This is a genomic window from Bradyrhizobium sp. GW821-FHT12B03 (genome assembly GCF_058807535.1).
This window is the reverse complement of the sequence record NZ_JBXAQU010000012.1, coordinates 212,836-223,691: the sequence shown is the minus strand read 5'-3', so window position 1 is coordinate 223,691 and position 10,856 is coordinate 212,836. Positions and strand designations below refer to the sequence as shown.

Annotated in this window: 15 protein-coding genes; 10 read left to right on the top strand and 5 right to left on the bottom strand. The window is 64.1% G+C overall.

Translation table 11 applies throughout. From position 1 onward, the window contains the following. From AC1RUR_RS23370 to AC1RUR_RS23350, 5 genes are all read left to right on the top strand, one after another. Positions 1-215: hypothetical protein (locus tag AC1RUR_RS23370; protein WP_492848272.1), on the top strand; the 215-nt coding region annotated here is incomplete at its 5' end. A gap of 255 nt (positions 216-470) precedes the next feature. Beyond that, positions 471-1,202 carry a haloacid dehalogenase type II gene (locus AC1RUR_RS23365; RefSeq protein WP_492848270.1) on the top strand — a complete coding sequence of 244 codons (732 nt, stop codon included), beginning with the start codon at positions 471-473 and terminating at the stop codon, positions 1,200-1,202. Between the two features lie 27 nt (positions 1,203-1,229). Beyond that, positions 1,230-1,697 (top strand): YbaK/EbsC family protein, encoded by a 468-nt coding sequence (locus AC1RUR_RS23360; RefSeq protein ID WP_492848269.1) that lies wholly within the window; start codon positions 1,230-1,232, stop codon positions 1,695-1,697. Positions 1,698-1,752: 55 nt separating this feature from the next. Then, the gene (locus AC1RUR_RS23355) at positions 1,753-2,583 is read left to right on the top strand and encodes an adenylate/guanylate cyclase domain-containing protein (protein ID WP_492848267.1); all 831 of its coding nucleotides are present in this window, start codon (positions 1,753-1,755) and stop codon (positions 2,581-2,583) included. 73 nt (positions 2,584-2,656) lie between these two features. After that, the gene (locus AC1RUR_RS23350; RefSeq protein WP_492848265.1) at positions 2,657-3,046 is read left to right on the top strand and encodes a cupin domain-containing protein; all 390 of its coding nucleotides are present in this window, start codon (positions 2,657-2,659) and stop codon (positions 3,044-3,046) included. A 69-nt stretch (positions 3,047-3,115) separates the two neighbouring features. Here AC1RUR_RS23350 and AC1RUR_RS23345 read toward each other — a convergent pair whose 3' ends face one another. Both AC1RUR_RS23345 and AC1RUR_RS23340 read right to left on the bottom strand, forming a co-directional pair. Continuing rightward, entirely contained in the window at positions 3,116-3,460 is a 345-nt protein-coding gene (locus tag AC1RUR_RS23345) for a hypothetical protein (RefSeq protein ID WP_492848263.1), read from the bottom strand. A gap of 96 nt (positions 3,461-3,556) precedes the next feature. Next, positions 3,557-4,543, bottom strand: a complete 987-nt coding sequence (locus AC1RUR_RS23340; protein WP_492848279.1) for a tripartite tricarboxylate transporter substrate binding protein — start codon at positions 4,541-4,543, stop codon at positions 3,557-3,559. A gap of 148 nt (positions 4,544-4,691) precedes the next feature. Here AC1RUR_RS23340 and AC1RUR_RS23335 point away from each other — a divergent pair, with 148 nt between their 5' ends. Continuing rightward, positions 4,692-4,949, top strand: a complete 258-nt coding sequence (locus AC1RUR_RS23335) for a hypothetical protein (RefSeq protein WP_492848261.1) — start codon at positions 4,692-4,694, stop codon at positions 4,947-4,949. A 113-nt stretch (positions 4,950-5,062) separates the two neighbouring features. Here the strand turns inward: AC1RUR_RS23335 and AC1RUR_RS23330 are convergent, their stop codons facing one another. Continuing rightward, positions 5,063-5,998, bottom strand: coding sequence for a LysR family transcriptional regulator (locus AC1RUR_RS23330; RefSeq protein ID WP_492848259.1), 936 nt, complete (start codon positions 5,996-5,998; stop codon positions 5,063-5,065). Positions 5,999-6,115: 117 nt separating this feature from the next. Here AC1RUR_RS23330 and AC1RUR_RS23325 point away from each other — a divergent pair, with 117 nt between their 5' ends. From AC1RUR_RS23325 to AC1RUR_RS23310, 4 genes are all read left to right on the top strand, one after another. Further along, a complete protein-coding gene (locus AC1RUR_RS23325) occupies positions 6,116-6,868 on the top strand; it encodes an SDR family NAD(P)-dependent oxidoreductase (protein WP_492848257.1) in 753 nt (250 codons plus the stop codon). 37 nt (positions 6,869-6,905) lie between these two features. Further along, positions 6,906-7,604 (top strand): pirin family protein, encoded by a 699-nt coding sequence (locus AC1RUR_RS23320; RefSeq protein WP_492848255.1) that lies wholly within the window; start codon positions 6,906-6,908, stop codon positions 7,602-7,604. A gap of 170 nt (positions 7,605-7,774) precedes the next feature. After that, positions 7,775-8,374, top strand: a complete 600-nt coding sequence (gene wrbA, locus AC1RUR_RS23315; RefSeq protein WP_492848253.1) for an NAD(P)H:quinone oxidoreductase — start codon at positions 7,775-7,777, stop codon at positions 8,372-8,374. Between the two features lie 44 nt (positions 8,375-8,418). Next, on the top strand, positions 8,419-8,637 hold the full coding sequence (locus AC1RUR_RS23310) for a hypothetical protein (RefSeq protein ID WP_492848251.1): 219 nt from the start codon (positions 8,419-8,421) through the stop codon (positions 8,635-8,637). 4 nt (positions 8,638-8,641) lie between these two features. On the opposite strand, the gene AC1RUR_RS23305 is transcribed toward AC1RUR_RS23310, so the two are convergent. Next, a complete protein-coding gene (locus AC1RUR_RS23305; RefSeq protein ID WP_492848249.1) occupies positions 8,642-9,526 on the bottom strand; it encodes a protein-L-isoaspartate O-methyltransferase family protein in 885 nt (294 codons plus the stop codon). Between the two features lie 80 nt (positions 9,527-9,606). Continuing rightward, a complete protein-coding gene (locus AC1RUR_RS23300) occupies positions 9,607-10,752 on the bottom strand; it encodes a GNAT family N-acetyltransferase (RefSeq protein WP_492848247.1) in 1,146 nt (381 codons plus the stop codon). Between the last annotated feature and the right edge of the window lie 104 nt (positions 10,753-10,856).

The window sequence follows — 10,856 nt, the reverse complement described above, 5'->3', positions numbered from 1 at the left end:
GGAGAACCCAGCCGCTAGGCCGCTTCGGAGCTGGCGCCAATACATCGGACTACTGCAGCCTTTTTCAACGAAATCGGCCAAAAGCCGACACCAACCTCAGCCGCTCAAAGCCCCTTGGCACCGCGCTCCCTTGCCGCAACCACAATCGTGATGACGATGCTGATGCTGATCACAAGGATGACGGCCAGCCAATGCCGGAAGATGAAATCCTGTAGATACCAAAGCCCCAAAAGGATGTAGGCGAAAATGACCTGTTGAGCGTCCACCCGATTTCCTCCGGACGTTGTACTACCGTACTGTATCGCTCGCGCGTTTACGCTTTCTTTTAAATTCATTCCAAGTCCGAAATGGGTCACAAGCCGCCGACCACATGTGCAGTAGCAGACTTCCGCTGTGCTTTGGTAAGCTGACGATGACGCGCGCTCCGCCAGCGGAGTTCCTGTGACCACAACTGCCTGGAAGGACAGCCGATGAGCATCAAAGCCGTCGTCTTCGACGCCTACGGGACGCTCTACGACATCCAGTCGGTCGCGGAGGTCACCGAAGACGCGTTTCCCGGCTACGGCGAGATCATCACGCAGGTTTGGCGGATCAAGCAGCTCGAATACACCTGGTTGCGCTCGCTGATGCGGCGCTACCAGGATTTTGGCGCGGTCACGCGGGACTCGCTGACCTATACGCTGCGCGTGCTCGGACTTGCTTACGAGAGCGAGGCGTTCGAGCGCGTCGTCGAGAAATATCTGCACCTCGATCTCTATCCGGATGCGGCGGCAGCGCTGGCCGCGCTGAAGCCGCGCAAGCTCGCCATCCTCTCCAACGGCAGCCCGGACATGCTGAACGCGCTGGTGCGCAACACCAGGCTCGACCGCCTGCTCGATGCCACCATCAGCGTCGATGCCAGGAAGATCTTCAAGCCGTCTCCTGAGGCCTATGAGCTGATCGGCGAGGCGCTCGGCACCAGGCCGGACGAGGTTCTGTTCGTCTCGTCCAATCCCTGGGACGTTGCCGGCGCGAAATCGTTCGGCCTCAACGTCGCCTGGATCGAGCGGGTGACGCCCGAGGCCATGGCGCTGGCTTGCGTCGAGAACGAACTCGTGGCACCGCTGACGATGTTCAAGGCGATCCGCACCCAGATGGACGAGCTCGGCTTTGCGCCGGACCACCGCATCCGTTCGCTCTCCGAACTGGCAAAGATCGCATAAGTATCGCCGCCCGCCCGTGAGTTGTGAATGAGCCTGGAATCCGTTCGCGCCTTCTTCGCCGAAAAAGCCCCCGACATATCAGTCATCGAATCTCCGATCAGTTCGGCGACCGTGCCGCTGGCCGCCGAAGCCTATGGCGTCGAGCCCGGGCGGATCGCCAAGACACTGTCCTTGCGGATCGGCGAGCGCGTCATCCTGATCGTCGCCGCCGGCACTTCGCGGATGGACAACAAGAAGGTGAAGGCGCAGTTCGGCGGCAAGCCGAAGATGCTGGGGCTGGAAGAGGTTGCCGAGATCACCGGCCACGAGGTCGGCGGCGTCTGCCCGTTCGGGCTGAAGTCGCCGTTGCCGGTCTATTGCGACGTGTCGCTGAAGGCCTTCGACGTGGTGGTGCCGGCCGCAGGCTCGACCCACAGCGCGGTGCGCATCACGCCGGAGCGGATGGCCGAGCTCACCGCAGCCGAATGGGTCGATGTCTGCGAGGTCAGGCCGTAAGGCCGCTGCGGGACGCCTGATGCATTTGTCGGTCGGGGAGGCTAATGTAGGAACCATGACCGACGACAAAGTGAAACGACGACTGACCACCGTGCTGTGCGCCGACGTGTACAGCTATTCCCGTCTCATGGAAGCCGACGAGACCGGAACGCTGGAGACACTCCGCCGCTACTTCGCTGCCATGGCGCGATTGGTCGAGCGGCATGACGGCCGCATCGTCAATACCTGGGGCGATGCCGTGATCGCCGAATTCGCCAGTGTCGTCGAAGCCGTGCAATGCGCGATCGAAATCCAGCAGGAAGTTTCCAATCAGGAGTCGGCCCCGCCCCAAGCGAACCCAATGCGATTCCGTATCGGCATCAACCTCGGCGATGTCATGGTGGACGGCACCAATATCTATGGTGACGGCGTCAATATCGCATCACGCCTGCAGGAGCTCGCTGAACCCGGCGGCGTCGTGATCTCGAGCTCCGTCTACGATCAGGTGCACAACAAGATGTCGGTTGGCTTCGACTGTCTCGGCCAGCGCCCCATGAAGAACATTGCGCCCCTGACCAGCTATCGGCTGACCCTCGGCAGCCAGACCGCCGGGCTGGGAAGCTTCGCGATCAATGAGAGCCCAGCTCCTTCAGAGAGAGCGCGCGCTCCGCGGATGGACCTCAGCCGCGAGCCGTCTACGTCGACGAATGTCGTCTCGCATTGGCTAGGAAAGCTGCCCCGCCCGCTTGCAGCGGCTCTCACGGTGTCGGCCTTCCTGATTCTGATCAATCTTTTCACTGGCCACAAGATCTGGTTCCACTGGCCAGTCGCCGCCATTCTCTTCGGCGTCGTCCTGCGGATGGTGCTGGGACATCGACCGGAATCGGACAGCGAGCGCCAGCGCTGAACGAGGCAATGTGACCGAATCTTCGCGCCGGCAGCTGCGTCTCGACACGCCCAACCAGAAGGGGTGAGCCGCAATGAAGTGCCTGCGCATCTATGCCACCCCGGATGGCGAATCGCATTTCGACGAAGTCGAATTGCCGACAACGAAGATGTCAGTGCATCCCGATGCGCTCCCGTTCGACGTTTCCGCCAAATATCCCGCGTCCCGCGTCCGCCTCACCCGCATTCCTGCGGGCATGCGCGAAGTTGCTTGGCATACGGTCCCAGAGTCGAACCTTTGCGTGAGGCTGGATGGTTCGGTTGAATACGAGACGAGCGACGGAGAGGTGCGCCACGTTCCGGCGGGAAGCTTCGTGTTGGTGGAGGATACACACGGCAAGGGCCATCTATCGCGCCATTCAGCGGAGGCGCAAACTGTCATTTGGATCTCACTACCAAACGGCCTCGACGTGCCGCCCGCATAGCCCGTCAAGGCACGACGGGTGGTGCGACCGCTGAGACAGGCTCTTGGCTATTGCCACATACTGCACAGCCTAATCGTCGTCATCGTAAGGCCGCGGCTGCGCGGGCGGAGGCGCATTGTTGTAGCGCGGCGGCGGTGCAGCGCGATTGCGAGGGGCCTGCTGTTGCGGCGGCATCTGGTTATTGGATTGGAACACCGCACGGCAGCCGCTCGAGAGCTGCGGCGTGTTCTGCTGCAAGCAGGCCGTGATGCGGCTCACGTCCGGAATCTGGTCGCTGCACAGGCGCCACACATCCGGCGTGCAGGCCATCTGCTGTTCCATGGTTCCGCGATATTCTTCGGCGAATGCTGCGCCGTGCGCGACGATGCCGCCAATCGCGAGCGCCACACCCAGCGCAATCCGCTTTGTTCGCATGTCTCGATTCCTTCCCGAGTCTCTCGAATTCTCATCAATCAATGAGACGCGGGCAGGTTCTGGACCAACAAAAAAATGTGAAGTGCCGGCTGGAACCTACTCCACCTTGCCGATCTTCCTGACCGCCGCGATCAGCCGCGTGCTGTCGACCGCGACGAATTCCGAGAAGGCCGGCGCATCCTGATAGGCGACGAGGCTGCCGGACGTGTCGAAGGCCTTGAGGACATCAGGGCTCGTCATCACCTGCGCCATGGCCTCGCGCAGCCGGGTCGCGATCGGCGCGGGAAGAGAACCCTGTGCAAACAGCCCGGCCCAGATATACATCTCGACATCCTTGTAGCCGAGCTCCTGGAAGGTCGGCACGTCAGGGAAGCTCGCGATGCGCTGCGCACCGCAATTGCCGAGCACACGCAGCTTGCCGTCGTCGACCTGCGGCTTCAGCGTGCCGGGGGCCGCCGCGATGGCCTGCACGGTGCCGCTGAGCAGCGCGGTGAGCGCGGGACCCGCGCCGCGGAACGGCACATGCAGCAATTTGATGCCCGCGCTGCTGGCAAACATCTCCATCGCCACATGCAGCGTGCCGTACGGGCCGGACGAGCCATAGGTGATCTGGCCGGGCCGCTTCTTCGCATCCTCGACGAAATCCTGCGCCGTCTTCCATGGCGCCGAAGCCGGCACCGCCAGCAACGTCGGATCGGCCAGCACGCGCGCGATCGGCATGAACTGCGAGACTTCATAGGCGACGGGACGGTCGAACAGCCGGTCGGCCTCGGGGAGCACCGCGAGCGAGGACAGCGTCATCAGCAGCGTGTAACCATCAGGCTCGGCGCGCGCGGCGGCGGCATTGCCGACCGATCCGCCGCCGCCTCCGGCGCGGTTGTCGACGATCACGGGCTTGCCGAGGATCCGCTCCAGCGCCATCGCCACCGGGCGCGCGGCGAGATCGGCCTGGCCGCCGGCCGGAAACGGCACGATCATCGTGATGTTGCGAACAGGATAGGTTTGCGCGAAGGCTTCATTCGGTAACGCAGCCCGCAACAACGGCAATGCCGCAGCGGCGCGCAAGAGATCGCGACGATCCATCATGGAGCCTCCCCCTGATTTTCTTTGTTTCGTCGCCAGCCTAACGTGCCGAACGGCAAGAACAAGCCGTTTACGAAGCATTAGCCATGTTCGGTCCGGCCCGGAACGCATCCCTGGACCCGCTGTTGCCCTCTCGAGGGAGTGAGTGATGCGGAATCTTGCAACCATCGACGTCGCGCTGGACGAGATGCTGGTGAATCTCGCGGCGATCGTCTTGCGGCTTTCAAGGCCCGAATTGACGCGAACACCGGAAGCGCGGCGCGCCCTGGCGCAATCGGTCCATCAATACGCGGCATGCGCGGCGCGATCGACTGACCCGCGCGTGCACGAATTGAAGTCGCAGCTGGAGTCGACTTTGAAGCCCAGCTTGCGTATTGCCGCGATCAACGGTGTGAAGGTGTCGTAGTCACGCTCCGTCATTGCGAGGAGCTCTTGCGACGAAGCAATCCAGAATCCTTCCGCGGAGGCACTCTGGATTGCTTGGCTGCGCTCGCAATGACAGGGTCGTTGAGGCTCGCTCTATGCCCCCTTCACTTTCGCACGCGGACGCCGCTTGCAGGTGCCGGGCAGCTTGGCTGCGAGAAAATCGCCGAGCGCCTCGACGCGTGCGGGGCGCGGGCCGCCGGGCGGCGTCACCAGGTGCACGGCGCCTTCGGCCTGTTTCCAGTCTTTCAGGATCACTTCGACCTCGCCGGAGGAGATGGCCTCGCCGACGATGAATTCAGGCAGCTCGGCGATGCCGAGGCCTGATATCAGCGCCGGCATCACGGCTTCGCCGTTGTTGACGCGGAGCTGGCCGCCCGGACGCACGCTGGCCTGCTCGCCGGCGGAATTGGTGTAGTGCCAGACATTGGGCGTCGAGAGATAGGCGTAGCTGAAGCATTTGTGCTCGGCCAGATGCATCGGATGCGTCGGCCGGCCGTGACGCTTGAGATAGGACGGCGCCGCCACCGTGAAGCGCGCCATGGTGAAGAGCCGCCGCGCGATCAGCGAGGAATCCGGCAGCCGCGCGATCCGCACCGCCATGTCAAAACCTTCGCCGATCAGGTCGATGGTCGCATCGCTCAAATGCAGATCGACCGAGACCTCCGGGTAGGTTTCGAAGAACTCCGGCAGCAGCGGCGCCACCGCCTTGATGCCGAACGTCATGGGCACGGCGAGCCGCACCAGGCCGCGCGGCGCCACCGATTGCGCCAGCGCCTCGTTCTCGGCGGCTTCGCCATCGACCAGCAGGCGCGTGGCGCGTTCGGCGAGCTTGTGCCCGGCATCGGTCAGCGCGAGACGGCGCGAGGTACGGTTGAACAGCCGCGCGCCGAGCCGCTCCTCGAGCCGGGTGACGGCCTTGGACACCGTCGCCTTGGACATCGCGAGCTCACTCGCGGCACCCGCAAACGACCGTAACTCCACGACTTTTGCGAAGATCGCGAGCGCCTCGAAATCGGGGAGTTTTGCCATGGAAGCCGGTCCAACCAGGATGTTTTAGGAAACAATACGTTTCAACAGTTTCTATTTCTATACCACAGGCGGAGGCTTATCCAAGGGTCATCAGAAATTCAGGACTGGAGAAATCCAATGACCAAGAAGCTCTCAGGCAAGGTTGCCCTCGTCACCGGCGGCTCGCGCGGCATCGGCGCGGCCTCTGCCCGCGCGCTCGCCGACGAAGGCGCCGACGTCGCCATCAGCTATGTCGCCTCGCCCGACAAGGCTGAAGCCGTCGTCACCGAGTTGAAGGCCAGGGGCGTCAAGGCTCGTGCCTTTAGGGCGGATCAGGCCTCGGCCAAGGACGTCACGAAGCTCGTGAACGACGTGGCGAAGGAGTTCGGCCATCTCGACATTCTCGTCAACAATGCCGGCGTTGCCGCCGGCGGTGCGACCGACGATGCCAAGGCCGATACCGATGCGCTGGAACGGCAGGACCAGGTCAACGTGCATGGCGTGATCGCGGCGATCCGCGCCGCCTCGCAATTGATGGGTGAAGGCGGCCGCATCGTCACGGTCGGCTCGATGCTGGCCGATCGCGCCTCGTTCCCCGGCCTTGCCGACTACGTCGCCACCAAGGCGGCCGTGGTCGGCTACACCAAGGGCGCGGCGCGCGACCTCGGCCCGCGCGGCATCACCGTCAACGTGGTGCAGCCCGGCTCGATCAACACCGACATGAATCCGGACGATGACCGCGACTTCGCGGAAGTCCAGCGCAAGCAGCACGCGCTCCAGCGTTTCGGCCGGCCCGAGGAAGTCGCCGCTGGCGTGGTCTTTCTGGCGAGTCCGGAGGCCTCCTTCGTCACCGGTACCGTGCTCAACGTCGACGGCGGATTTGGCGCCTGATCAGGGCGCCAAACCCACTTACACAAGGAATACGCAAATGATCGAACTCAGACCTTTCGACAAGCTCGGCGGCGCCGATCATGGTTGGCTGAAAGCAAAACATCATTTCTCCTTCGCCGGCCATTACGACCCGAGCAACATGGGCCATGGCGCCTTGCGGGTGTGGAACGACGACGAGATCGCGCCCAACACCGGCTTTCCCGCCCATCCCCACGCCAACATGGAGATCATCACCTATGTGCGCGAGGGCGCGATCACCCATCAGGACAGCCTCGGCAACGAGGGCCGCACTGAAGCGGGCGACGTGCAGGTGATGAGCGCTGGCAGCGGCATCCGCCACTCCGAGTACAATCTCGAGCCGACCAGGACGCGGATCTTCCAGATCTGGATCGAGCCTGTGGCACGCGGCGGCCAGCCGACGTGGGGTTCGAAGCCGTTTCCGAAGGCGGACCGCACCGGCAGGCTCGTCACCATCGCCAGCGGTTTCGAGGACGACACCGACGCGCTGCCGATCCGCGCCGACGCGCGGGTGCTCGCCACCACGCTGAAGGCCGGCGAGAGCGCGGAGTATGAACCGCAAAAGGCGCGGCACCTCTATCTGGTGCCAGCGGCAGGCGCGGTCGAGATCAACGGCGTGCGCGTCAACGCCCGCGACGGCGTCGCGATCCGCGACGAGGAGCGGCTGACGATCACGGCGCTCGAAGACTCCGAGCTCGTGCTCGTCGACGCGGCTTAAACCGCTCTCCCCGTCATGGCCGGGCTTGTCCCGGCCATCCACGCCTTTCCGCGCGTGACCAAGAACGTGGATGCCCGGGACATCTAGCGCGAAGACGCGCTTCGCGCTTCTGCCCGGGCATGACGCCCTCTCAACAATTAGCCCATCAAACCCAATCAACGGAGATCACCATGACCAAAGTTCTCGTTCTTTACTATTCCGCCTACGGCCACATCGAAGCGATGGCCAATGCCGTCGCCGAAGGCGCCCGCGAGGCCGGCGCCACCGTCGACGTCAAGCGCGTGCCGGAGCTGGTGCCGGCCGAGGTCGCCAAGGCCTCGTATTACAAGGTCGACCAGGCCGCCCCGATCGCTGAGATCGCCGACCTCGCCAATTACGATGCGATCATCGTCGGCACCGGCACGCGCTTCGGCCGCATGGCTTCGCAGATGGCGAACTTCCTCGACCAGGCCGGCGGGCTCTGGGCCAAGGGCGCGCTGCACGGCAAGGTCGGCGGCGCCTTCACGTCCACAGCGACCCAGCATGGCGGCCAGGAGACGACGCTGTTCTCGATCATCACCAACTTGCTGCATTTCGGCATGACGGTGGTCGGCCTGAACTATGGCTTCGCCGGCCAGATGAAGCTGGATGAAGTCACTGGCGGTTCGCCCTATGGCGCCACCACGATCACCGGCGGTGACGGCAGCCGCCAGCCCAGCGCCAACGAGCTCGCCGGCGCACGCTATCAGGGGCGCCAGATCGCGGAGACCGCCAAGAAACTACATGGCTAGCTGCACTGCTGAGCCGCGGTTAAGCTTTACGGACGAACGGCTGCATGGCTGATGCGACGCGGGCGGCATTCTCTTTCGGGAATGCCGCCCCATCTTTGCGGCAGGATATTTCACCAAAAGCGATACGAATGGCTTTCGAACTCTTGTTGATCGCGCAGATGATCCGCAAGCCCGCCCAGGCATTGGCGCGGCGCTGGTATTGCCGCAGCCTGTTCCGCGCCTCGCGCGGCCGGTTTCAGTGTGCAGGCTGCACGGAATCGTGAGACGCTAGGCCCGCGTGATATCCGCGTGGGGCTTGATGGGCGCAGTCACGACAGGCGCTGCCGCCGTGGACAGCCACCAGCCCTCACCGGCGAACCAGCAGGTCTGGTCGGGAACGCCCTCCCTGCGTAACGACTGCACGCCCTCCCATCCGCCTGCAAACGCCTCGGCCAGTCGCCGGCCGGCATCCGCATCCTGCAATCCCGCGCAGCCGATGAATTGGGCACGGCTGAGGAATTTCGCGGGCCAGATCGCACCCTCGTCCGGGCGCGTGATCATCAGCATGCCGCCGAGCACTCCCTCGGGCGCGAGCGGAAACACCAGCCGTCCGCCGGGCAGCAAGGCATCGAGCCATTCGGCGGCCGGCTGCGCCGCGCCCGCGCAGACATAGATCACGTCGGCCTTGGGCAGATCGGACGCGATGCCCGAACGGTCGCGCACGTCCACATGGGCGATGTCTTTCAGATTTTCGCGCGCGAGCCCTGCCAGACGTTCGTCGATCTCGTAGGCGTGGACGCGGCCGCCGGGGCCGACGAGATGCGCCAGGATCGCGGTGTAATAGCCGCTGCCCGCGCCGATCTGGATCACGGTCTCGCCTTGCTTCACCGCGCAGCCGCTGAGCCAATAGGCGTGCGCACCGGGCATCCCGATATTGAGGCCCCGCGCGCTGTCGAGCGCGAGCAGCGTGTTCTGGTAGAGGAACACGGGGTCATCGTCGGGCGTCATGACATAGGGGTGGCCGCCGAGACAAATCGACCACGGCCCGGGCCCGGCGAAAGGCTCGCGCCTGACGCTCCGAAAGGCCTCCTCGATACGGGGATCCGCGGTCTTCGCCGCGGCGCAGAGCAACTGCGCATAGAATGCGCGATATTTTGCCGACCGATCTTCCATGTCGCCTCCGGACTGCGGAGACAACGATAGCACAACGATTGCGATATTCGAGCGACACCTGCAATCAGGGCAGTCGTGCTCTAACGTACGCGCTTGCCAATCGCATGCGCCGCAAACGCCGCGAGCCTTGGGTGACGGCGCAGGCCCTGCGCGACATGGTCGCGCCAGGCAAAAGGCAGCCCACGCCAGGACAGCGCGACGCTGACATCGGTCAGCGGCACCTGCTCGGCCCCCAGCCGGCGCTTGTAGTCCTGATTGCCGATGCTGAGATCGAAGCGGCGCACGCCCTGCCCATGCAGCGCCTCCATGGTGCGTTCGGTCACGAGCAGCCCGGGGGAGAAGTTCGCCCAGGTCTTGCCGGTATGACTGATGCGCAGCAGGAAATAGGTCGCGCCGTATCGGACGCCGAGCGTGGTCGCAACGATGCCCTTGTCGCAGACCAGCGCCGAGATGACGGCATAACCTTCGGCAACACCCTGCCGCGCCACCTCGCGATAGAATCGGCCGTGAACGTCGTCATTGAGAACGAAAGGCGAGCCAAGCTGCCTCATCCGCCCCTCTTGCTGCACGTCCATCATATCGAGGAACTCGTGCGCACGCGCGACATCCGTGGCGATCTCGAACCGCGCACTGCCAAGACGGCTGAAGACGCGCCAGCACCGCGGCAGCTGGAGACGCCTGATCGACGCCCGATAGTCGGCATAGTCGTCGCCCGTCAGCACGAGATTGCCGTTGAGCGAGCAGGATCCGATACGGCCGAGCGACACCAGCGGGTTCGGCTTGCCGCCGACATGGGCCGGCATCTTCTTCAGGCGCAGCAGGTCGAAGCGGTCGGGCAAGGCGCGCAATGCCTCGACCAGGGCCTTGCCGATCGCATGCATCGCCGCCGCGTCCAGCACGGCATCGAGCGCCATGATCGGCGCGTTGTTGTCGGAGACGCCGAGGTCGGCAAACTCGACGACGCGGATCCCGCGTCTGACATGGCTGATCATCGGCACCACCGCGATGTCCCTGCCGGTCGCGGCATCCGAGATCACCGCGATCAGCGGCGCAAGGTCGGAAAACGCTTCGTACCAGGCAGCGAGCCAGTAACCATGCTGGAAAGCGGTGCGATGGCCTGCATTCAGGCGCGAGGCGGCCTGCCGCCAGTCGCGCACGAAATCGACCGCGATTCCCGACGTGCTGGACACCCGATCATCTGGTTGTTCGACACTGAGAAACGTCATCCGCGAGTCATACGATTACTGAATGTTTGCAGGTAGATTATGTTTTGCCGCAGACCACAAGTGACGTCGCCGCTTATCGTTAAGCCGATGCCACCATCGCGGCG

Bases quoted from the DNA above. Each gene is read 5' to 3' on its own strand.
- AC1RUR_RS23365 (WP_492848270.1), top strand. From the start codon at position 471: ATGAGCATCAAAGCCGTCGTCTTCGACGCCTACGGGACGCTCTACGAC.
- AC1RUR_RS23360 (WP_492848269.1), top strand. From the start codon at position 1,230: ATGAGCCTGGAATCCGTTCGCGCCTTCTTCGCCGAAAAAGCCCCCGAC.
- AC1RUR_RS23355 (WP_492848267.1), top strand. From the start codon at position 1,753: ATGACCGACGACAAAGTGAAACGACGACTGACCACCGTGCTGTGCGCC.
- AC1RUR_RS23350 (WP_492848265.1), top strand. From the start codon at position 2,657: ATGAAGTGCCTGCGCATCTATGCCACCCCGGATGGCGAATCGCATTTC.
- AC1RUR_RS23345 (WP_492848263.1), bottom strand. From the start codon at position 3,460: ATGCGAACAAAGCGGATTGCGCTGGGTGTGGCGCTCGCGATTGGCGGC.
- AC1RUR_RS23340 (WP_492848279.1), bottom strand. From the start codon at position 4,543: ATGGATCGTCGCGATCTCTTGCGCGCCGCTGCGGCATTGCCGTTGTTG.
- AC1RUR_RS23335 (WP_492848261.1), top strand. From the start codon at position 4,692: ATGCGGAATCTTGCAACCATCGACGTCGCGCTGGACGAGATGCTGGTG.
- AC1RUR_RS23330 (WP_492848259.1), bottom strand. From the start codon at position 5,998: ATGGCAAAACTCCCCGATTTCGAGGCGCTCGCGATCTTCGCAAAAGTC.
- AC1RUR_RS23325 (WP_492848257.1), top strand. From the start codon at position 6,116: ATGACCAAGAAGCTCTCAGGCAAGGTTGCCCTCGTCACCGGCGGCTCG.
- AC1RUR_RS23320 (WP_492848255.1), top strand. From the start codon at position 6,906: ATGATCGAACTCAGACCTTTCGACAAGCTCGGCGGCGCCGATCATGGT.
- wrbA (WP_492848253.1), top strand. From the start codon at position 7,775: ATGACCAAAGTTCTCGTTCTTTACTATTCCGCCTACGGCCACATCGAA.
- AC1RUR_RS23310 (WP_492848251.1), top strand. From the start codon at position 8,419: ATGGCTGATGCGACGCGGGCGGCATTCTCTTTCGGGAATGCCGCCCCA.
- AC1RUR_RS23305 (WP_492848249.1), bottom strand. From the start codon at position 9,526: ATGGAAGATCGGTCGGCAAAATATCGCGCATTCTATGCGCAGTTGCTC.
- AC1RUR_RS23300 (WP_492848247.1), bottom strand. From the start codon at position 10,752: ATGACGTTTCTCAGTGTCGAACAACCAGATGATCGGGTGTCCAGCACG.